19 protein-coding genes are annotated in these 22,021 nt (G+C 56.0%); 12 read left to right on the forward strand and 7 right to left on the reverse strand.

What is annotated here, in order from left to right:
- Positions 1 to 50: 50 nt before the first annotated feature.
- Positions 51 to 446 carry a hypothetical protein gene (locus AC2FFF_RS03435; protein WP_142633046.1) on the reverse strand — a complete coding sequence of 132 codons (396 nt, stop codon included), beginning with the start codon at positions 444 to 446 and terminating at the stop codon, positions 51 to 53.
- A gap of 100 nt (positions 447 to 546) precedes the next feature.
- The gene (locus AC2FFF_RS03440) at positions 547 to 1,308 is read right to left on the reverse strand and encodes an FkbM family methyltransferase (protein ID WP_281971889.1); all 762 of its coding nucleotides are present in this window, start codon (positions 1,306 to 1,308) and stop codon (positions 547 to 549) included.
- Positions 1,309 to 1,410: 102 nt separating this feature from the next.
- Between AC2FFF_RS03440 and AC2FFF_RS03445 the strand changes: the two genes are divergently transcribed.
- The 3 genes from AC2FFF_RS03445 to AC2FFF_RS03455 all read left to right on the forward strand — a co-directional run bounded on the left by AC2FFF_RS03445 (position 1,411) and on the right by AC2FFF_RS03455 (position 3,558).
- Positions 1,411 to 2,010, forward strand: coding sequence for a superoxide dismutase (locus AC2FFF_RS03445; RefSeq protein ID WP_142633050.1), 600 nt, complete (start codon positions 1,411 to 1,413; stop codon positions 2,008 to 2,010).
- Between the two features lie 4 nt (positions 2,011 to 2,014).
- Positions 2,015 to 2,896, forward strand: coding sequence for a metallophosphoesterase (locus AC2FFF_RS03450; RefSeq protein WP_246097120.1), 882 nt, complete (start codon positions 2,015 to 2,017; stop codon positions 2,894 to 2,896).
- 209 nt (positions 2,897 to 3,105) lie between these two features.
- Positions 3,106 to 3,558: a host attachment family protein gene (locus AC2FFF_RS03455; RefSeq protein WP_142633052.1), complete on the forward strand. Its 453-nt coding sequence runs from the start codon at positions 3,106 to 3,108 to the stop codon at positions 3,556 to 3,558.
- A gap of 36 nt (positions 3,559 to 3,594) precedes the next feature.
- Here AC2FFF_RS03455 and AC2FFF_RS03460 read toward each other — a convergent pair whose 3' ends face one another.
- Complete coding sequence (locus AC2FFF_RS03460) at positions 3,595 to 4,158, reverse strand: LOG family protein (protein ID WP_142633054.1); 564 nt, start codon at positions 4,156 to 4,158, stop codon at positions 3,595 to 3,597.
- 126 nt (positions 4,159 to 4,284) lie between these two features.
- Here AC2FFF_RS03460 and AC2FFF_RS03465 point away from each other — a divergent pair, with 126 nt between their 5' ends.
- The 3 genes from AC2FFF_RS03465 (at position 4,285) to AC2FFF_RS03475 (ending at position 7,877) form a co-directional block, all read left to right on the forward strand.
- Positions 4,285 to 5,538 carry a LysM peptidoglycan-binding domain-containing protein gene (locus tag AC2FFF_RS03465; protein ID WP_281971890.1) on the forward strand — a complete coding sequence of 418 codons (1,254 nt, stop codon included), beginning with the start codon at positions 4,285 to 4,287 and terminating at the stop codon, positions 5,536 to 5,538.
- A 77-nt stretch (positions 5,539 to 5,615) separates the two neighbouring features.
- Entirely contained in the window at positions 5,616 to 7,421 is a 1,806-nt protein-coding gene (locus tag AC2FFF_RS03470) for an ABCB family ABC transporter ATP-binding protein/permease (RefSeq protein WP_142633058.1), read from the forward strand.
- A gap of 51 nt (positions 7,422 to 7,472) precedes the next feature.
- Positions 7,473 to 7,877, forward strand: coding sequence for a DUF2147 domain-containing protein (locus AC2FFF_RS03475; protein ID WP_142633060.1), 405 nt, complete (start codon positions 7,473 to 7,475; stop codon positions 7,875 to 7,877).
- Positions 7,878 to 7,909: 32 nt separating this feature from the next.
- Here AC2FFF_RS03475 and AC2FFF_RS03480 read toward each other — a convergent pair whose 3' ends face one another.
- Complete coding sequence (locus AC2FFF_RS03480) at positions 7,910 to 11,689, reverse strand: efflux RND transporter permease subunit (RefSeq protein ID WP_281971891.1); 3,780 nt, start codon at positions 11,687 to 11,689, stop codon at positions 7,910 to 7,912.
- Positions 11,686 to 12,918 (reverse strand): efflux RND transporter periplasmic adaptor subunit, encoded by a 1,233-nt coding sequence (locus tag AC2FFF_RS03485; RefSeq protein ID WP_281971892.1) that lies wholly within the window; start codon positions 12,916 to 12,918, stop codon positions 11,686 to 11,688. Before AC2FFF_RS03485 ends, AC2FFF_RS03480 begins: the two co-directional genes overlap by 4 nt.
- A 225-nt stretch (positions 12,919 to 13,143) precedes the next feature.
- Between AC2FFF_RS03485 and AC2FFF_RS03490 the strand changes: the two genes are divergently transcribed.
- The 5 genes from AC2FFF_RS03490 to AC2FFF_RS03510 all read left to right on the forward strand — a co-directional run bounded on the left by AC2FFF_RS03490 (position 13,144) and on the right by AC2FFF_RS03510 (position 18,419).
- On the forward strand, positions 13,144 to 13,815 hold the full coding sequence (locus AC2FFF_RS03490; protein ID WP_142633066.1) for a hypothetical protein: 672 nt from the start codon (positions 13,144 to 13,146) through the stop codon (positions 13,813 to 13,815).
- Positions 13,816 to 13,853: 38 nt separating this feature from the next.
- Positions 13,854 to 15,176 (forward strand): PQQ-like beta-propeller repeat protein, encoded by a 1,323-nt coding sequence (locus AC2FFF_RS03495; RefSeq protein ID WP_271947724.1) that lies wholly within the window; start codon positions 13,854 to 13,856, stop codon positions 15,174 to 15,176.
- A gap of 48 nt (positions 15,177 to 15,224) precedes the next feature.
- Positions 15,225 to 16,688: a ribosome biogenesis GTPase Der gene (gene der, locus AC2FFF_RS03500; protein ID WP_142633070.1), complete on the forward strand. Its 1,464-nt coding sequence runs from the start codon at positions 15,225 to 15,227 to the stop codon at positions 16,686 to 16,688.
- 165 nt (positions 16,689 to 16,853) lie between these two features.
- A complete protein-coding gene (locus AC2FFF_RS03505) occupies positions 16,854 to 17,840 on the forward strand; it encodes a fatty acid desaturase (RefSeq protein WP_281971893.1) in 987 nt (328 codons plus the stop codon).
- Positions 17,841 to 17,879: 39 nt separating this feature from the next.
- Entirely contained in the window at positions 17,880 to 18,419 is a 540-nt protein-coding gene (locus tag AC2FFF_RS03510) for a helix-hairpin-helix domain-containing protein (RefSeq protein ID WP_281971894.1), read from the forward strand.
- 57 nt (positions 18,420 to 18,476) lie between these two features.
- On the opposite strand, the gene serS is transcribed toward AC2FFF_RS03510, so the two are convergent.
- Positions 18,477 to 19,769, reverse strand: coding sequence for a serine--tRNA ligase (gene serS, locus AC2FFF_RS03515; RefSeq protein ID WP_281971895.1), 1,293 nt, complete (start codon positions 19,767 to 19,769; stop codon positions 18,477 to 18,479).
- A 72-nt stretch (positions 19,770 to 19,841) separates the two neighbouring features.
- The gene (locus tag AC2FFF_RS03520; protein WP_496882850.1) at positions 19,842 to 21,503 is read right to left on the reverse strand and encodes a mechanosensitive ion channel family protein; all 1,662 of its coding nucleotides are present in this window, start codon (positions 21,501 to 21,503) and stop codon (positions 19,842 to 19,844) included.
- A gap of 202 nt (positions 21,504 to 21,705) precedes the next feature.
- Here AC2FFF_RS03520 and yajC point away from each other — a divergent pair, with 202 nt between their 5' ends.
- A complete protein-coding gene (gene yajC / locus AC2FFF_RS03525; RefSeq protein ID WP_142633080.1) occupies positions 21,706 to 21,993 on the forward strand; it encodes a preprotein translocase subunit YajC in 288 nt (95 codons plus the stop codon).
- Positions 21,994 to 22,021: the final 28 nt, after the last annotated feature.

The following is a 22,021-nucleotide window of genomic DNA, read 5'->3' on the forward strand; positions in this document are numbered from 1 at the left end:
TAGGAAAAAAAGCCCCGGATTTTCCGGGGCTTTTGCGGTTTAACCGAAGCTTAACCATCGATCACTTTGCATTTGCCTTGCCCTGAAGGCTTGTTGACAAAGTTGGCATTCACCCAGTTGCCTCTCAGTTTCACGGTGTTGTCAGAAGGGTCAATGCGGGCCGTGTAATTTACCCGGACTTTTTGGCCGCCAAACTCTGTCAACTCAACGCGCCAATCCAGCTTGTAACGCTTCTTTCTATCAATTTTCAGCTTAGCGGACTGCATTTCGTTGTGCCCGCTGGCTGTTTGCGCACTAACGCCGTCCTTATCAATAACAAAGATATAGCGGGGCGCGACCCACCCGGTTCCGTCGCGGTCGCGAACGGCACAATCGTAAGTAATTGTTTCCGCCGCCGCTGCCTGTGCAAAAACGGTAAAAATGGATGCTAAGAAAAGATATTTCATGGTTCCTCGTTTAATCGGTCTATCCAGAAGGGAAGACACCAAACAACGCGAGAGTTTCAAGCGCATATGCAACTAATGCACGAAAAAAATTCTGCACATTCTATTCACGCAACACAACGGCGCGATACCGCTTCAACTCTTGAGGTTGCAGCAATTCTTCGACCTTTAGTGGGTGCCCGTTTTCGTCTTGAATTTCAGTGTAGAAGGCAAGGCTTTCTAAGAGTTGAGATGTCCGTATAAGCCGGTCTTCCTCGGCCAGAAGGGGCGAGTGGAGCGAAATATACAGGGCCGGGCGATGCTTTTTCAGAAAGGGCAAAAGGCTCGGCAGAACCGCAAATTCCGCCCCTTCGATATCCATCTTGACCAAGGAGACACGGGACAGGTCATTTACGGCCTCGAACTGATCCCACTCGATGGTCAATGCATCTGTCCCATGCACCCCGTCATGCAACAGTGAACTGGTGGAATCCCCGGGTTCACCGCGAACGGATGCCATACGGGCCACGCCGAATTGATCCGACAATGCGACGCCAAATGCCGAAACATTGCGAATGTCGTTCAGGTCCAGATTCCACGCTAGATGCCGAAACGCGGTGGGGTCTGGTTCGAAACACCAGACGTGGCGGGCTTTGCGGGCACCGTACAGCACCGTTGGGCCGATCCATGCCCCGATGTCCAGATAGTCGCTGTCCGGCGTTAGATATCTATCCAGCACGGCAAAAGTCTCGGGCTCCCACGCGCCGGCCGAGGCCTTGCGCCAGAACTTCGAGTGGTAGGGATCCAGCCGGAAAGGCTCGCCATTCAGGCTGCCCGCATAGTATCCGCGGGCGCGGTAAAACATCTTGCGCGCCTGAGTTAGCATCGCGGACCTCCGGGTTTTATGATCTCTGCCCTTGACCTGCGGCACTTGCCAAAGCATTTAACCTTTGGAAACCGCAACATTCATTTTCAACAGGGGGCCGAGATGGCTTTTGAACTTCCTGATCTTCCTTATGCACACGACGCGCTGGCAGCCAAGGGCATGTCCGCCGAAACATTGGAATTTCACCACGACCTGCACCACAAGGCCTATGTCGACAACGGCAACAAGCTGATCGCCGGTACCGAGTGGGACGGCAAGTCGCTGGAAGAGATCATCACCGGCACCTACGACGCAAATGCCGTCGCGCAAAACGGCATCTTCAACAACATCAGTCAGCTTTGGAACCACAACCAGTTCTGGGAGATGATGGGCCCCGGCGACAACGCCATGCCTGGCGAGCTGGAAAAGGCGCTGGTCGAATGCTTTGGCTCGGTTGACGAGTTCAAGTCGCAGTTCAGCGCAGCTGGTGCCGGTCAGTTCGGCTCGGGCTGGGCGTGGCTGGTCAAGAATGCGGACGGTTCGCTGGCCGTGACCAAGACCGAAAACGGCGTGAACCCGCTGTGCTTTGGTCAGACTGCTCTGTTGGGTTGCGACGTGTGGGAGCATTCCTATTACATCGACTTCCGCAACAAGCGTCCGGTGTACCTGTCGAACTTCCTCGACAATCTGGTGAACTGGGAAAACGTCGCTTCGCGGATGTGATCCAGTGACCCGTAGAGGGTTCATAAAGGGCCTGCTGGCAGTGATGCTGGCAGGCCTTTTTGCTGCCACGTATGGTTTCTTCATCGAACCCGCGCTGCGCCTGCGTGTTCGTAAGTGGCGGATCCGGCGCGCGGACTGGACCGCACCGCCGCTGCGGATCGCGGTGCTGGCTGATCTGCATGTTGGTGAGCCCTATGTGGGGTTGAAAAGAGTCCAGCAGATCGTTCGGCGCACAAACGCTCTGTCACCTGACCTTATCCTGCTGTTGGGTGACTATGCCGCCGGGCACAGGATAAATTTACAACCGGTTAAAATTGCCGATCTGGCGCCGGTGTTGTCCGGGTTGCAGGCAAAGCATGGTGTCTATGCGGTTCTGGGAAATCACGATTGGTGGGATGACCGGTCAGCCCAAAAGCGCAGGGGCGGGCCGAATCTGTACGGCGATGCGCTGAGACGGAATGGTATCCGGGTGCTTTCAAACGAGGCCTTCAAACTGGATGGTGCCGGGATTTGGCTTGCAGGCCTCGAAGATCAGTTGGCGATTTATACGGGCAATGGTCGATACCAAGGGCTGGATGACCTGCCTGCGACGCTTGGGCAGATCACGGATGATGCCCCGGTGGTGATGATGGCGCATGAACCGGATATCTTCCCCAAAGTTCCTGATCGCGTGGCCCTGACCCTGTCAGGTCATACTCATGGAGGGCAGGTACGGCTGTTTGGCTGGTCGCCGGTGGTGCCCTCGAAATTCGGCAATCGCTATGCCTATGGTCACGTGCGCGAAGGCAATCGTGATCTGGTCGTGTCCGGGGGTATCGGATGTTCGATCCTGCCCGTGCGTTTTGGTGTAACGCCCGAAATTACGGTCATCGAACTGTTCTCCTGACCGGTGAAAACCCGCCTATAGCGGCAGTTTCGGTGCCCGGCCGGATTGTAAGATGGCGCGCAGTGCCTACCTTAAAGGGAGCGGAGGAGAGAGCCGCAAATCACTTGCAAAAAACACAGGCGGCGCGGCGAAAAACAAAGCTGCGCAAATGGTTAGCCGTGCCTGAAAGATGAGGGATGGTCTCAGAAAAACCAAATCAGGAGATCACAATGGTCGCATTAACGCAGGGAACATGGATTGTCATCGCCGACGGGGAGAAGGCGCTGTTCATGGAGAATATCACGGATGCCGAAGACCCCAATCTGGTGGTTGTCTCGGTCGAAGAAAGCGATGTCCCAAACGCTAGGCCCTCTGATCGGGCGGGGCGGCGCTCGGACAATGGCCCAAATCAGAAATCAGCGGTCGAAGAACCCAAGTGGAAATCGCAGGCCAAGTCTTTGTTCGTGCAGGATGTGGCTAATCTGTTGAATCGCAAAGGTCTGAAGGGGGCATATAAACGCCTGGTTTTGGTCGCCAGCCCCCATGTTTTGGGCCTTCTGCGTCGCCGCCTGCACAGCGAAGTCTTAAGGAAAGTGGTGGCCGAGGTTGATAAGACCCTGACCAACCACCCGCTGAACAAAGTGGAACAGGTTCTGATCAGCCGTCTAAAACCAGCCAGTTGAGTATCCGGCGATCTGCGGACGGACCATACTGCCCGACTAGCCCTTATGCGGGACCAGCATCGCCCTCAGGGTCGACATCGCCGTTTCCGGGCTGTCGACCCACGTTATGAAATCGGCCAGAGATGTGTCCGCAAATCCCTGGCCGATGACCTGCTGCACAAGATCATGCAGGGCATCCCAATATCCATCAACATTCATGACCAGAATGGGCTTGTCGTGCAGACCCAACTGCCGCCATGTCAGGGCTTCGAACAATTCGTCCAGTGAACCCGGACCACCCGGCAGGACGACCACGGCATCGGCGTTCATGATCATGACCTTTTTCCGCTCGTGCATCGTTTCGGTAATCACGAAACGGGTCAAGTCGGTCTTGCCGACCTCGCGCTTTAACAGGTGAACGGGAATTACGCCGAACGTGTCCCCTCCGGCGGCTTGGGCCGCACGCGCGACCTCGCCCATCAGACCCACATCGCCCGCGCCATAGACCAGTCGCCAGCCCTCCTGCGCCAGAAGCTGACCAAAGGAGCGGGCTGCGTCGGAATAGCTGGTTTGGGCGCCATTGCGTGACCCGCAATACACACAGACAGATTTCTGAGACATTGAGAGGCTTCTCCGGGGTTGTATCTGGGCTTTTGACCCGTGATAGCGGTATTGATAGATTGGCTCAACCGTCAGGCAGAATGCGTTGTAGATAAGGCATTTGCGCTGCGGAGTGAAAGGAAGAGTATGGATTCCAATTCGGGAAGCGAAGGCTCCGGATCTTTCACCTGGGGGGTGATCGCCGGTTTGCTGGTTCTGTTAGGCGCAGGCGGCGCGTATTTTTCCGGCGCGTTTGATCGCACACCTCTGGACCCAGCGCCTCAAGCAGATGTGGCGGAGGATGCGTCAGAGAACACCTCTGTTGCCTCTGACACAGGGGATGCCCCGCAGACCGACGATACGGATACGGATACGATAGAAGCCGAGGCGTCGACAGAAGGGGCGGACGAAACTGCTGAACCGGTTGCGGATGTTGCCGAAGTTGCACCTCCGGCCCTTGACCAGATCTTCGTCGAGCCTGATGGGAATGCGGTTCTGTCCGGTAACGCAGAGCCCGGTGTTGAGGTGCGAGTGTTGCTGGATGGTGAAACACTGCACAGCTTTACCGTCGATGACAGTGGCCAGTTTGCAGAATTCGTGTCCATTCCGTTTTCCACCGCCGCACGCGGTCTGACGCTGGAAACCGATGGGGTCGATCAACCTGTACGCTCTGATGACTATCTGATTGCGGCTTTGCCCGAACCTGAACCAGAGGTCGCATCGGTTGATACGGCGGAAACCACCCTAGCCGACGAATCCGCAGGCGGCGATGAAACCGAGGCGGGGCAGGTCGCTCAAACCGGCGACACATCTTCTGAAGAAACGGCAGATTCCACGCAAGGACAACAGGTTGCGATCCTGCGATCGGGGGAAGACGGGGTCGAGCTTGTCCAACCTGCGACGCCTCAGAGCACCGAACCTGATCAGGTCGCGTTGGATACGATCGGGTATTCAGACACGGGTGAGGTCGAGCTGACCGGCCGCGTGGCTGATGGTTCCGCGGTACGCGTGTACCTGGACAACCAACTGGTCGCTGATATGCAGCCCACGGATGATGGAAAATGGCGCAGCGAGATCGAAGGCATTGATCCCGGTGTGTATACGTTGCGTGTGGATGAGGTTGCCTCGGACGGCACGGTTAAAAGCCGTCTGGAAACCCCGTTCAAGCGTGAGCCTCTAGAAGTTCTGAGCGTGGCCGAAGTGGACGATGGGCCTGCACCCTCTCAGGAAACACCGGCCATCCGTTCGGTTACAGTACAAAAGGGTGATACGCTTTGGGCTATCTCTCGGGAACGATTTGGCGATGGTGTCTTGTATGTCAAACTGTTCGAGGCCAACCGAGGCGCGATCCGCGACCCGGATCTGATCTATCCGGGGCAGGTATTCACCATTCCGGAATAATCCTGTACCTCTGACCTTCCGGGGTCAGGGGCACTCTCTGACCGCAGTTCCGGTACGTGAAGAGACGAGTAGCCCCGATGAATTCCGACAATATCCCAAAATTGGACGCGCGCAGCTCTGGCTGGCGTACAATCCGGAAAGTTGCTCCTTATCTCTGGCCCGAGGATGAGCCCTGGGTTAAGCGTCGCGTTCTGATTGCTATGGGCATGTTGGTTCTGGCCAAGTTGATCGCGGTCTACACCCCGATTTTGTACAAAGGCGCGGTTGATAGCCTGGCGGGCGAGGGCGTTCCCCCCGTAGCGCTGGGTGCTGTTGGGTTGACGGTGGCATATGGTGTCGCGCGCATGATGACTGTTGGTTTGCAGCAGTTGCGGGATGCGGCCTTTGCTCCTGTCGGGCAGCGGGCATTGCGCGCACTGGCATTGGAAACTTTCCAGCATATCCACCAGTTGTCGATGCGCTATCACGTGACGCGGCGCACGGGCGGTCTGAGCCGTATTATCGAGCGCGGCGTAAAAGGGGTCGAGTTCCTCTTGCGTTTCCTGCTGTTTTCCATCGGGCCTTTGATCCTTGAACTGCTGCTTGTTGCGATCATTCTGATGTGGCTGTTTGATGTCTGGTATCTGGTGGTCGTCGCGGCAACGATCGCGCTGTATATCTGGTTCACATTTGCGGTGACCGAGTGGCGCGTGAAACTGCGCCGCGAGATGAATGATCAGGATACCGAGGCGAACCAGCGCGCCATCGACAGCCTGCTGAATTTTGAAACCGTCAAGTATTTCAATGCCGAAACGCGTGAAGCTGAACGGTATGATGTGTCAATGAAAGCCTATGCGGGGGCGGCTCTCAAGACGGCGTATTCTCTGGCGTTTCTAAATTTCGGGCAGTCCTTTCTGATCACCTGCGGATTGATCGGTGTAATGGTCTTGGCAGCCATTGGGGTGCAGGCCGGGACGCTGACCGTGGGCGATTTCGTTATGGTCAACGCCTATATGATCCAGATTACCGTACCGCTGAATTTTTTGGGTACGGTGTATCGGGAAATCCGCCAATCTCTGGTCGATATGGGCCAGATGTTTGACCTGTTGGAACAACCCGCCGAAGTGGTCGACAAGACCGATGCACCGGATCTGGATGTAACAGGGGGTGAGGTTACCTTGCATGATGTACAATTCGGATATGATGCTGAGCGGGAAATTCTCAAAGGTGTTTCCCTAACCATTCCTGCGGGCCAAACCGTAGCGATTGTGGGTGCGACGGGGTCGGGTAAATCCACCATCGGTCGGTTGCTGTTCCGGTTCTACGATGTCACCGGGGGTGCGCTGAAAATTGATGGGCAGGATGTGCGCGACGTCACGCAGACCAGCCTGCACGCGGCAATCGGAGTGGTGCCGCAGGATACCGTGCTGTTTAACGATACCATTCGCTATAACATTGCCTATGGACGCGACGGGGCCACGCAGGAAGATGTCGAAGCCGCCGCCCGGGCTGCCCAGATCCACGATTTCATAGTCACGTTGCCCGAAGGCTATGACACCACAGTCGGTGAGCGCGGGCTAAAGCTGTCGGGTGGGGAAAAGCAGCGGGTCGGTATTGCCAGAACGCTGCTGAAAAACCCGCCAATCCTTTTGCTGGACGAGGCGACATCGGCGCTGGACACAGATACCGAACAAGACATCAAGGATGCTTTGGCCCATGCGGGCGAGGGGCGTACGGTTCTGACGATTGCCCATCGCCTGAGCACAATCGCCGAGGCAGACAGTATTGTAGTGCTAGAGCGTGGCAAAATCCTGGAGCAAGGCACGCATGATGAATTGCTGAAACGTGAGGGGCGTTATGCCCAGCTTTGGAATCGCCAGCAATCGGATATGCAGGCGGCCTGATAGGCGGCCCAAACTATGTTACACTACAGATCACGCATCTGAGGTATTGTTATGCATAAATATTTCCGCAAGTTCATTGTGCCAGCCATAGCGGCAATTGCCACACTTACACCGGTCTATGCGCTTGGAGACCCCATCATCGGAATTTGGAAGACCGAGCCGGACCGGAAGAACCTCGTCTCTGACATCAAAATTACAGCCTGCGGTGACAAGTTCTGTGGTCAGATTTTATCTGCATATGACGCCAGCGGAAAAGCAGTACAGACGCCGAATATCGGAAAGAAACTGTTCTGGGATGTCGGCAGCCAAGGCGGTGGCAAATATGGCGGGGGTGAATTCTGGGTACCGTTAGTGGATGTTGATGCAGTTCCGCAGATGACGCTGAAGGGTGACACTCTGATGGTCAAAGGGTGTGAACATCACATTTGTGCGCATCAAACTTGGACGCGCGAGTAAAACAGGGCTGGATTGCCCAACCCTGTTGCTCTTTATTCGGCTGCTTTCAGCGGTGAACCGGTCGGTTCTTTCCCAGAACTGTCAGCGCTCGGATCGTCGGTACGCAGCTCATCATCCCAGACCATTTCGGTTGCCTGAGCATTCATCGCGGCTTTACCGATGGCCATATCCAGCGCCACCTGGCTGGATTTTCCCGCTGTAGCACGAGCCAAAATCTTACCCAACCAGATGGCATAGGTTGTCACCCAGACCCGCATAGCCAAAAGCGAAGGCGTCACGATCAGCGTCAGTACCGTCGCGATACCAAGGCCAAAGACAACTGCGGTTGCCAGCTGTTTCCACCACAGCGCTGTGGGGCTGTTGATCGAATACCCGCCGTTGATAAAGTCCAGCGACAGCCCGAACATCATCGGGGTAAGGCCAGCCATCGTGGTGAGTGTGGTCAACAGAACCGGACGAATGCGTGCCTCGGCGGTGCGTATGATCGCCTCGATCCTTGGCATGTACTGGCTATATTCCTGATAGGTGTCGATCAGAACAATGTTGTTGTTCACCACGATCCCCGCCAGAGCCACAATACCCGTTCCTGTCATGATGATCGAGAAGGGCTGTTGCATCACCATCATACCGATCAGAACACCTGTTGTGGACAGTACCACGGCCAGCAGAACCAGGATCGAATTGTAGAACGAGTTGAACTGCGCGAGCAGAATAACGAACATTAGCCCCAACGCGCCCATAAAGGCATTCACAAGAAACGCCCCGGATTCGGCCTGATCCTCCTGATCACCTGTCCATGTCCAGCTGACGGAACTGCCAAAAGGATCGGTTTCCAGCCATTCAGTCAACACAACAATCCGTTCGTTCGGGTTAATCAGACTGGTGCGCGCGTCACCGGATTCGATCAGCGTGCGCAAATCATCGGTGCTTTCTGCCTCGGTCAGCATTATCAGTTCGAACTGAGTCCCATCGGGAAATGCCAATGCGGTAGCTGTGGGGCTTTCATCCTCTGCGAGTTCACGCACCACTGCCAATCTTTGATCGGCCCCATCCGGTCCTGTGACCACAACATTGCTCAGGCCGGGCTCAACATCCGCTTTCACGTCAAAATAACGTTCTTGATCGACACGGTTGATTTCGGCCAGTTTGGCGACTGGTTTGCGCGAGACAAAGTTGGACAGTGGCACCAAACCATCGACCGTGCGGACCTTGAGCGTGTCAAGCGTTGACAAGACACGATCCTGATCAGGCAGGCGAACACGGATTTCGATTTCATCATCCACATTGTCCGGGCGCATTTCGCCCAGCAAAAGGCCACGCGTAACAAGCTGTACCATCGCACCGACGGTGGCAACGTCTGCGCCAAACCGGCCTGCTTTGGCGACATCAACGTCAATCTGCCAATCGATACCGGGCAGGGGCAGCGTGTCCTCGATCTTAATAAGGCCCGGGGTGGCGTCGAATGCTTCACGTGCGGCCAAAGTGGCTGATGTCAGCTCTTGCCAGCCATCGGCCTTGATCCGCAGATGGACAGGTTTGGAAGAGCCTGGCCCTTGCTCAAGCGGCAAGGTCTCAACGATGATCCCCGGTAGCTGCGCAAGCTCCCTGTTCAACTCTTCCAGAACATAGTCGCCGTCATAGTCTGGCGCCACTGTGTGCCGGTCCAACAATCCTCCGAAAATCGGTTCCGAGACGTTCGGTCTGTCTTCCCAAGGGATGATTTCGAACTGAACCTGACCAACGGTATCAGCCGGGGATTGGCCACCGGGTCCACCGGTGTCCAAACCACCTTCACCAGCGAATGCAAAGACGTTGATAACAGCCGGGTGCGCACTGATAATCTCTTCTGCGGCGAGTACCATCTGGTCCTTTTCGGCCAAAGAGATATTGCCGCGCGCACGGACATAGGCCGTGGCCTGCTCTGGTTCGCTTTCAACGAAGAATTCAACACCGCGGTTGTTTTTCCCAAATACGGTCATAACTGAAGCTACAGCAAGGCCAATCACCACAATTGATACAATCGGCATGATCGGGTTGCCCACAAGGAATTTCACCACATGCCCAAAGCGTGTGTGTTCGCGGCTGGTCTGCACATGCTCAACCGGGGCGCGTTCGATTTTTGCCGCGCTCAGGGTGACCGACCCGGCAAACGCACCTAGCATGAACAGGATCATTCCAAGAACCGAACTACCTGAATCGACCAGGTAGTCCGGGTTCAGTGTCTGCATCGCCCCCAGGAAGATCAGGTATAACGACGGGGGAACCATCGCTGCCCGAACCCACCAGGCTGTTCGCGCCCTCAGCCAGTTCGACGACCGGTCAAACACGCGGCTCAGGCGGCCGGAAACGCCGCCCATCACGGGCAGGTAGATCAGTGCAACGATTAACGACGCCGACAAAACGAATATCAGCGTAACTGGCAGCATCCCCATGAATTCGCCCGGAACACCGGGCCAAAAGAGCATAGGCAAGAAGGCGCATAATGTCGTAGCTGTCGAGGATACGATCGGCCAGAACATCCGTTGTGCAGCTTCGACATAGGCATGCATGGGACCCACGCCCTCGTTGATCCGCTTGTCGGCATATTCAACCACCACGATGGCCCCGTCGACCAGCATTCCGACCGCAAGAATCAAACCGAACATGACGATGTTCGAAATGCTGACCCCCATCACCGCAAGGAATGCAAAGCACAGCAGGAATGAGGTTGGAATCGCAAAACCCACCAGCAGGGCGGCACGGGTCCCAAGCGAGGCCAGAATGACAATCATAACCAGCGCAATAGCGGTTAGAACCGAACCCTCAAGCTGGCTGACCATCGACCCTACGATCCGGCTCTGGTCGTTCGAGGTGCCCAGTTTGATCGCCGCCTGCATCTCGGCTGGCCATTTGGATTGGGCCGCTGCGATAGAGGCTTTGACCTCGTCGACCGTGTCGATCAGGTTATAGCCTTTGCGTTTGACGACCTGCAGTGCCACGGTGGCCTCGCCGTTGAAGCGGGCGGTGCCTTCGCGATCTTCGAAAGTATAGTTGATTTGCGCCAGCTCGCCCATGGTCACGACGCGGTCGCCATTGACCTTGACGGGTAGGTCATACACGTCCTGGGCGGTCTTGAAAGACGAAGGGATCTTGACCGAGAAGGTGCCTTGATCGGTTTCTACCTCACCAGCGGCGATCAGCTGGTTGTTGTTCTGAACAACATTGATCAGCTCGGCGGCGGTAACGTTATACGCTTCCAGCCGGAGCGGGTCGATGATCACTTCTAGCAATTCGTCTCGATTGCCGGCTATCCCTGCCTCAAGCACGGAATCCAATGCTTCCAGATCATCCTGCAAATCTTTGGCGACACGGGCCATTGTTCTTTCAGGAACAGCCCCGGTCAGATTGACAATCACAATCGGGAATTCAGAAAAGTTGATCTCGGTCAGGGTATATTGCTCAGCCCCTTCAGGAAAATCGGCCTGGGCGCTGTTCATGGCGTCGCGGACATCGGCCATGATCGCCGTCTTGTCCCATCCAAAATCGAATTCCAGCGCGACACCGGCATAGCCTTCGGCAGCCGTCGACGTCATTTCTTTGAGACCGTCCAGATCAGCCAGCTCGGTTTCCATCGGCTTGACCAGCAGGTTTTCAGAGTCTTCAGCGGAAATGCCGGGGAACTGAACCGAGACGAAAAGCGCAGGGATTTCGATATCCGGCTCACCTTCTTTCGGCAGGCCAACATAGGCGTATCCACCTACGATCAAGGAAATCGCGATAAATGCCAGAACCATTCGGGCTCGGCCAGCGGCCCAGCTTACTATTCCGGTCATTGCACTGCATCCCGATAAGTTGGCTCAACCATCACGCCGCGAGTCACGAATTCTTGCCCGACAATGATGATGTCCGCCGTTTCCGGCAACCCGTCAACCCAGACACCTTCGGAGGTGTCGCGCAACAAAGTGACCGGCAGGAAATCCACAATGTTCCCATTTCCAACGGTCCGTACACCAACTTTGCCATCGTTATTCAGCGTCAGTGCGGACTGAGGCAGCAGATGTGCCTTGGTCCCTTCAGCCGAGATTCGGATGTCCGCAGTCTGACCGTCCCGAATTGTCAGGTCGGGGTTAGGAACGGTAATCTCGACCTCAAAGGTCCGGGTGGTCTCATCGGCCGACCGGCTAAGGAAGGTGACCCGCCCAGAGACCTGAAGCCCCGAGATCAGCTGGGCCGAAGCCTCGGACCCTACGATGATCCGGTTCACATCTGCCTCGGGAACAAACCCGACCAACTTGATTGGGTCCAACTGGATCACAGTCGCACACAGCGACCCTGGTTGCATAAGGCTTCCAAGCTCAGCTGTGTCACTTTCTAACAGACCCTTGAATGGGGCTTCGATCGTCTGGCGTTCGATTTCACGTTCGGCGGCCTCGACTTCGGCTGATGCCGCTTCAATACCGGCGCGTGTTGCTTCCAGCCCGGCTTCGGCGCTTTTGATACCAGCCTGGGCTGTACTCATTTCTGCCTCGCTGGAAATCCTGCGGGTTTCCGACCCAAAACCGGTCTCTGATAGCTTTCGTGCGGCTTTCAAGTTGATTTCGGCTTCGGCTACGCGCGCATGTGCCTCCAGCAGACGCGCTTCGGCTTCGGGCACCCGGCTTTTGGCTTCAAGCTTGGCGGCTGTTGCTTCGGCCAGGCTTGCCGGACGGGTGCCTGGATCCAGCTCACATAACAAATCACCGGCTTCGACAAAACTGCCCTTGCGCTTGGGTTCTGATACGACAGTTGACGTCGTTTCGGCCAGAACTTCGACCTCGCGGTTTGCTCTGGTTTGTCCACGCAGAGTCACTGCACTGTCTACTTCGCGGGCGACAGAGCGCTGTGCAACTACACGGATTACGTGCCGATCCTCTGCGGGAATTTCAGAAGATTCTGCCTCGGACGTAGTGCCCGGGTTTGAATCTTCGCGGCCGGCGAATGCTAATAATGCATCCCTTTCGAATACCAAATAGAATAAGGCAACAATCACCAAAAAGGCGTTTACGAATGAAATCAAACGCATACAGGGTCTCTCCCAGAATTCTTTGCCGACTGTCCCTCGGCGCGCATGCTTAGAAATGGGGGCGGGGCCTCATCTTTTCCACACTAAACTGAATAGTTCGGTTCACTTTTTTCTGCAAGGGTATCCGCAGGTGGGGGAATTGTATGAAATCGGACCCTTGGCTTGGCAATGGCAGCGGGGTATGACATTGCCCAATATCACAGAACACAAGCCCGGGGAGCAGGGATGAGCGACGTCGACAGTTTCATTGATGAGGTGACCGAAGAGGTGCGCCGCGACCGTCTGTTCTTGCTTTTGCGCCGTTGGGGTTGGGTTGGCGTAGTGGCGGTTGTTCTGATCGTTGGTGGTGCCGCGTTCAACGAACTGCGCAAGGCGCGCGCAACCAGTCAGGCACAGGATCTGGGAGATGCGATTCTGGCCGCTATGGCACAGAATGAGTCCGCCGATCGTGCCGATGATCTTGCCTTGGTACCTGCACCAACACCCGGTGGAGATGCGATTGTTAAGATGCTGCTTTCTGCCTCGCAGACCGAAATCGAGTCCGGGCAGGGCGCTGTTGAGAGTCTGAACGCCATTGCGGTTCAGGGTGATCTGCCTGAAATTTACCGGGCCATCGCGACCTTCAAGGCTTTGCTGCTGCAAAGCGAGACAATGCCGGTAGCAGACCGGCGTCAGCAATTCGAAGCGCTGGCCGTGCCGGGAGCCCCATTGCGGTTGCTGGCAGAGGAGCAACTGGCACTGATCGAAGTGTCCGAAGGTCAAGTCGATGCCGCCATTTCCCGTTTGCAGGCAATGCGGCAGGACGCTGAAATCGGCGTAGATCTGCAGCAACGCGCAACACAGTTGATTGTTGCGCTGGGTGGTGAACCGGAACCGCTGGTCGCACGGCAAAGCTGAACCGGTAGAAAATAAATGACAGGCAAGTTCGGAGTATCATGGTGATTAGTCTCTTCCCCCGTATTGGGTTGCCGGTCGCGGTTGTTTCCCTGACATTGCTGGCGGCTTGTCAGGAGCCCGAGGTCATCCTGCCCGGAGCTCGTGAGGACATCCGACCAACATCCGACAATGAAACGGTTGAGACCCAGGGAGCCAAGCCGATCAGCCTTCCTGCCCAGACGGCCAATGCCAACTGGTCACAAAGCCCGGGAACCGCTGCGTATCGGACGACAAATGCCTCTTTGCGTAATACTCCACAGAAACTGTGGTCAACGTCGATCGGTGATGGAGATTCGCGCAAGCAGCGCATCACGGCCGAGCCGGTCGTTGCAGGTGGTTTGGTCTACACGCTGGATTCCGGAGCGACCGTTTCAGCGGTCTCACCGCAGGGGCAGGTTGCCTGGAGTACAGATCTAATCCCTGGCACCGACGGAGATTCAGATGCAACCGGCGGTGGATTGGCCTATGCTAATGGCGTTCTTTATGTGTCTTCTGGTTTTGGTCGCCTGACCGCTCTGGATGGCAAATCCGGTGCCATTCGTTGGCAAAAGCGCCTGAATGCTACGGGCAGCGGCTCACCTCTGATCAATGATGGCCTGCTGTATCTTGTCGCCGGAGATGAAATCGGATGGACGATTGATACAAAAGATGGGCGCATCCTCTGGCAGGTTCAGGGCACCCCAAGCGTTGGCAATGTATTGGGCGCGCCTGCGCCGGTGATTGCCTCGGATTTCTCGGTGTTTGCATTTGGCTCGGGCGATATAGCTGCAACGTTCCGCAGAGGTGGTATTCGCCGCTGGAACGCGTCGGTTGCTGGTGGGCGTCGAGGGCGCGCCGCAGCGCAGATCGTTGACGTAACAGGCGGCCCGATGGTGGTCGGCGATACCATCTATATCGGCAACCATTCAGGCCGCACCGTGGCATTCGATTCCACTTCGGGTGAGCGGAGGTGGACCGCGGATGAAGGCGCCGTTGATACGGTTTGGCCGGCTGGAAACAGCATCTTCCTGATTAGTGATCGCAGTCAGTTGGTGCGTCTGGATGCCTCGGATGGCTCGATTGTGTGGGCGCAGGACTTGCCTGGATTCGTCAAGGACAAGCCCGGTCGGCGTGGCGCAATCTATGCGCATTACGGGCCGATCATGGCTGGTGGGCGTATCGTTGTTGCATCGAACGATGGTTATCTAAGGTTCTATAACCCGCTCGACGGCACGCTGGTTCACCGCGTCGAGGTTCCCGGCGGTGCCACTACGGCGCCAGTTGTTGCCGGGCAAACCTTGTACGTCGTTTCGACCAAAGGTGAACTGCACGCTTTCCGTTGACGACAAGATGCGCTAAAGGGCGCGTCTGAGTCTTGAAAGTTGAGTAACATGTCCCTGACCCTCGCTATCGTGGGGCGCCCCAATGTGGGCAAATCCACTTTGTTCAACCGCCTCGTCGGCAAACGACTGGCATTGGTCGACGACCAGCCAGGTGTTACGCGCGATTTGCGCGAAGGCGAAGCGCGTCTGGGCGATCTGCGCTTTACCGTTATTGATACGGCGGGTCTTGAGGATGCGACAGACGACAGCCTTGAAGGCCGGATGCGACGCCTGACCGAGCGCGCCGTGGACATGGCTGATGTGTGCCTGTTCATGATCGACGCGCGTGTGGGGTTGACGCCCACAGATGAGATGTTTGCCGAGATTCTGCGCAAACGATCGAAACACGTGATCCTTGCTGCCAACAAAGCTGAAGGCTCGGCGGCTGATGCCGGTGTGCTCGAAGCTTATAATCTGGGTCTGGGCGAGCCGGTCCGCCTGTCGGGTGAACATGGCGAGGGGATGACCGATCTTTACGCACATCTGATGCCTCTGGCGGATGCTGCTGCGGAAAAAGCGATCGAAGAAGCGCCCGTAACTGATATCGAGCTTGATGAAGACGGCGAAGCCGTAACCCCGTTGATCACCGACGCCAAGCCGTTGCAAGTTGCCGTTGTTGGTCGCCCGAATGCCGGAAAATCCACCCTGATCAACAAGATCGTTGGCGAAGATCGCTTGTTGACCGGACCCGAGGCCGGGATCACACGCGATGCAATCAGCCTGCGGATCGACTGGGCCGACCCCGAGGGTGAAAGCACGCCGATGCGGATCTTCGATACGGCGGGGATGCGCAAAAAAGCCAAGGTACAGGAAAAACTTGAGAAGCTTTCTGTATCGGATGGTTTGCGTGCAGTAAAATTTGCCGAGGTTGTGGTGGTGTTGCTGGATGCGGCGATTCCGTTTGAACAGCAGGATCTGCGCATCGCGGATCTGGCCGAACGCGAGGGCCGAGCCGTCGTTGTCGCCATTAACAAATGGGATATCGAAGAGGACAAGCAGGAAAAACTGCGCGATCTGAAAGAATCGTTCGAACGTCTTCTGCCGCAGTTGCGCGGCGCTCCACTGGTCACGGTTTCCGCCAAAACAGGGCGGGGGCTTGAGCGCCTGCGTGCTGCTATCCTACGCGCCCATGATATCTGGAACCGGCGTGTGCCGACTGCTGCTTTGAACCGTTGGTTGATCGCAATGCTGGAACAGCACCCGCCGCCAGCGCCGCAGGGTCGCCGGATCAAGCTGCGGTATATGACACAGGCCAAAACCCGCCCCCCTGGATTCGTGGTTATGTGTTCGCACCCCGACAAGATGCCTGAAAGCTATAACCGTTATCTGGTCAACGGCCTGCGTGAGAGTTTCGATATGCCCGGGACCCCCATCCGACTGACCTTGCGCGGACAGGGAGACAAGAACCCTTACAAGGGACGGCGTAAGAAAAACGCAGGTGCCTTGGCCAAACATTTGAAGGGACGCGCGTAACTGCGCCAATCTGTTGCATTTTTCATCTCGGGGCGTGACAGCCCTTTGATGGCGCGCTAGCATTCGCTGGCGCGCTTTTGTTTCCAAGCGTGTCGCTTGTTTGCGGGAAGACCGCACTCGTTTTTAGAATCACATTGCAACGGGCCATTGTGGGGAGCCGACGGAATGGATTTGAGAGAATACACACGTCAATACGCGGTTCAGGACAATGGATTGGCCGCGATCAGCTACTTTGGGACTTTCGCGGTTTATTTCTCATCGTTGGCATTAGCCATCATCTATGTGGACCGCTGGTATGTCATGATGCCTGCCGGGGTGGTTTTCGCGTTTTCCTCTGTTCGCCTTTACGTGCTGCAGCACGATTGCGGCCATCATTCGCTATTTGAAACGCGTGCACAGAATGAATGGGCAGGGCATGGGCTGTCCCCGTTCACTTTCGCTCCATTCGAAGTGATGAAGCAAAATCACAACCTGCATCACTCCGGCATCGGCAATCTGGAACATCGTGAGACCGGCGAAATTCATACCATGACCGTGAGGGAATGGAATGCGGCGAACTGGTGGTCGCGGCTGTATTATCGCCTATACCGCAACCCGTTTGTCCTAGTACCGGTCGGAGCACTGTTTACTTATTTCATTCGCTACCGCTGGCCCAAGAATACGGTGCGGTTCGGCGTCAAAGGCGTGCTGCTGCACAACCTGTCGATCCTGATTTTCCTGGGCCTGCTGTATCTGATCGCCGGTGCGACCGGTATATTGGTTTGGGTGGCCTTTTCCTTCCTTGGCGGGATGCTGGGAGTTTTCCTAGTCTATCTTCAGCATAATTTCGAAGACACATACTGGGACCGTCGCCCAGATCTGGATCCGAAATTGGCTGCGCTGCAGGGGTCGTCGGCGCTGGATTTCGGCTGGTGGTTTGATAATGCGGTGGCCTGCATCACATTGCACGATATACACCACTTCAACGCGCGCATCCCCTCTTACCGGCTGCGGGAATGCCACTATAACCTCCCGTCCGAGTATTCGCCGCGCCGGATCAAATTCCCCGAGGCGGTAGCGGCTTTGAATCTGAAACTTTGGGATGAGGACACCAAACGGCTTGTACCTTTCCCTCCTAAGGATCAATCCCGGGGGCTGGCCCGTAGCAGCTAGCCGGTATTCCGGCCCGATGTGAGAAGGAAAGGAACTCTGATGACCGCAGTGACCGATGTAAAGGGTGTAGGCGAGGCGCTTGGGCAAGCGTTGATTGCCAATGGCTTCAAGACCGCAGAAGACCTTGCGAGCGCGAAACCCGCAGAGCTCGTCAAAGTTCCCCGCATTGGTGTGGCACGGGCACCGGTTCTTATTGCGGCGGCGAAAGCAGCCGTTTCAGCCAAAACCACGACTGCGCGCGCAGCAACCAAGCGCCCAGCTGCTCGGAAGGGCGTTACTGCTGCCTCCCGGAAGCGGGCTGAGGAAACCGCCCAGAAGGCTGCTGAAGAGAAAGCCGCTGCTGAAGCCAAAGCGCGAAAAAAGGCCAAGGCAAAAGCCAAGGCTGAGAAAGCTGCTAAAAAGCTGCTGGAAATGGAGGCCGCATTCTCAAAGGCAAAGGACAAGGTGAAAGCCAAAGCCAAAAAGGATAAAAAGTCCAAAAAGGACGACAAGAAAAAAGATCAAAAAAAACAGGACGCCAAAGAGAAAGTGGGCAAGAAGAAGAGTAAGAAAAAAGATAAGAAAAAGGCGAAGAAGTAGACCTCCTCCACCTTTTGATTTTCTCAGGACCGGCGCAGTTGGTTAGCGCCGGTTTTCTTATGCCAGCGTGCCGTCCCGCTGCAAGGTCAGTTTACCGCCAAGATAGGGGGCCAGAACCTTGGGCAAGGTCACAGTACCATCGGCGTTCTGACCATTTTCCAGCACGGCGATCAAGCAACGACCGACAGCCAGGCCGGAGCCGTTCAGTGTATGGACATATTCCGGTTTGCCACCCGCTTCGGGGCGGAACCGCGCGTTCATGCGGCGGGCCTGAAAATCACCACAAGTCGAGACCGAGCTGATCTCGCGATAGGTATCCTGTCCGGGCAACCATGCCTCGATGTCATAGGTACGGCGCGCGCCAAAGCCCATGTCGCCCGTACACAGGATCACGGTGCGATAGGGGATGCCCAGTTTTTCCAGAATACCTTCGGCGCAGCGTAACATGCGCTTTTGTTCCTTATCCGATTTATCCGGATGGGTGATTGAGACCATCTCGACCTTTTCGAACTGGTGCTGTCGCAGCATCCCACGGGTGTCTCTGCCAGCGCTGCCAGCCTCGGACCGGAAGCACAGGGAGTGCGCGGTATAGCGGCGAGGCAGATAGCTTTCGTCGATCAGCGTTTCATTGACGATATTGGTCAGCGACACTTCGGAGGTCGGGATCAGCCACCAGCCTTCACGGGTCTGATAGCTGTCCTCGCCAAACTTCGGCAGTTGCCCGGTGCCCTGCATCATTTCGGACAGAACCAGAACCGGGCCGTTGACCTCGGTTAGTTCGTTTTCGTTGATATGTGTGTCCAGCATGAACTGCGCCAATGCGCGGTGAATGCGGGCTACGCCACCGGACAGCAGCACAAAACGCGAGCCGGACAGTTTCGCGGCGGTCTCAAAATCCATACCGGTCTGGACGGCTTCGATCTCAAAATGCTCTTTGGGCGCAAAATCCAGTGTGGGCGGAGTGCCCCAGCGGTTGACTTCGACATTGTCGTTTTCATCCACGCCTTCGGGCACATCTTCGGCGGGCAGGTTGGCGATGCGGATCAGTTGATCGGTCAGAAGGGCGTCCAGATCCTTGGCCTCGGTCTGCATCTGGGCGATCTCGGCCTTTTTCTCGGCGACCAGCGCGCGCAGGCGCTCGAACTCGACCTCATCGCCACGACCCTTGGCCGCACCAACCTCTTTGGACGCCTTGTTTTGCTCCGCCTGAGCGGTTTCGGCGGCCAGAATCTTGGCACGGCGGCTTTCGTCCAGGCGCAACAGGTCCGACGACACCGGCGCGTCCCCACGGCGCGCTAGGGCGGCGTCGAAAGCGGCTGGGTTTTCGCGTATGGCGCGGATGTCGTGCATGGTTCAGGTCCTTAAATGCGTGAATCACTGAACCTGCTTATGCACCATATGAAAGGCAGGGTGTAGCACCGGTTACGACTTATCCGTTCCCTCGTGTGCTTCATGTGCCAGATGGCCATCCCAGCCTTCAGTGGGGATTTTCGGCTCGGGTGGATCGGCGATGTAAGACGGGGTCATAATCTGCACATTGTTCTCATTGAACACAGCCACAATATTGCGATGCAGGTCTGACCGAATTTTCGGGATGATGCTGCCCCGCGTAGTATAGCCGTTGATCTGATAATTGATCGCATAGTCGGCCAGAGCGGTCCACAAAACGAATGGTTCTGGCTTTGCCTTGATTGCCTTTGTTCGGCGCGCGGCTTCGATCAGCATCGCTTCGACCTTCTCCGTGGGCTCCTCATAGCCGATACCAACAGTCGTATGCAGCAACAGCCCGCTACCATCTGTTTTCTTTGAAAAATTGATCACATCCGAATTCATCAACTGCGCATTTGGGATCGAGATCAACTCGTTCTTGATAGACTTCAGGTGGGTCTCCATCAGCTTGATCCGTACAACGTCGCCGATGTGGTCGCCAATCTGGATGCGATCGCCGATCGAGGTTGAGCGGCGGTAGATCACAAACAGCCCAGCCAGCATGTTGGAGACCACCGAATTCGCGCCAAGCGATAGCATCGCACCCACCAGAATAGTCAGCCCCTGAAACGCTGCGGAATCCGAGCCTGGGATATAGGGTACTGCAAACACCAATGCGATCAGGATGACCAAAACGCGGGCAATGTTGAATGTCGGGTTTACCCAATGGCTTTCAAAATCGCCCAGTTCGAATGTGCCGGCCTCGACCGCGTCAAAGAACACGCGCATCCCTTTGATGATATACATCGCCAACCAGGCGATCAGCGCCAGCATGATAAGGTTGGGGATATAGCTGACCACTCCTTTGAAGATCAGCAGAACCGGTTCGGTCAGATAGGTCAGCAACAGCTGAGCGAAATACCGGGTTTCGGCAAAGGAAAGCAGAACAAAAGACAGGTAGTAGTAAAAGCCCAGAAAGAAGACGACCAGCAATATGAAGTTCAGACCGTAACTGACGAGGGCTGCAATGGCTTCGGCTTGAACGCTTTTGGCTGTTGCCGTTTCCACGTCCTTCAGATGGCGCGATACGAATTTCAGCGTACGCCGTCTGATGCGCCGGTGCAGCCACAGAATAAAGGCGATGAATACGGCAAACCCCAGCGTCCAGCCCAAAGCCTCAAGCGCGCCGGATACACGCGCCTGTTCGGTTCGGTTTGCGCGGTAAGCGACAATCGCATCATGGATGGCCGAGCCATGGAGATAAGTGATGACGTCCAGCTCCATCTGGTCCATTTCGGCATCGGCGACGGTGACCGTCGATACCGGCACGCCATCAACCAGAATACGCGTGCCCAGTTCCGTATCCTCATAAGTGATAGTAACTTCGGGATTTTCCGAGGACAGGGCCACTTGAATAATGTTGTTCTGAACGGTCTCGGCCCGTTCGGGCGCGGGCAGGGCGCTGGATCCGCGCAGGAAAAACAGGCTTTCGCCGTCGATGATGACCGGCGCTTTGAAATTCTCTGATTGTTCAGAGGTTTCAGGCGTTTCGATTGGCGCATCCTGTGCTAGCGCCATCGCTGTGCTGAACATAATCCAGACAAGCGTGAACCAGATGCGTGAAAGCGTGCCAAACGTTTGGATTAATTGAATCATCGGTCCTCCTGCCGGCCAACTATATCCCAGCCGAGCCCGGATCAAAGGACCGATCTGCGACCCTGGTGTATTTCTTTGATCATTATGAGCCAATCATTGTAAAAACCTGTGCTGCCATTCCTTGCAAACAGGTGGTTCAGAGAATAGGTTCTCGCAAAATTTGCGGAGCATTTTCGCAGTATCAAACCAAAAGGAATATCCCATGGAAGGTGGCGCAATCGCCCAGTTTCTCCCGCTGATCCTGATTTTTGCGATCATGTATTTCCTGCTGATCCGTCCGCAGCAGAAGAAAATGAAGGAACATCAAGCCATGGTCGAGGCCGTGCGCCGGGGCGATCAGGTTGTTACCCAGGGTGGGCTGATTGGTAAAGTGGCCAAGGTCAAAGAAGGCGACAACGAGATCGAAGTTGAAATCGCCGAGGGAGTCAAAGTCCGCGTGGTTAAATCGACCATTTCGCAGGTTCTGAACAAGACTGAGCCGGCGAAGTAACTTCGCGATACAATCCCTTGAAAAGGCA

This window comes from Ruegeria sp. YTSA226 (assembly GCF_059609905.1).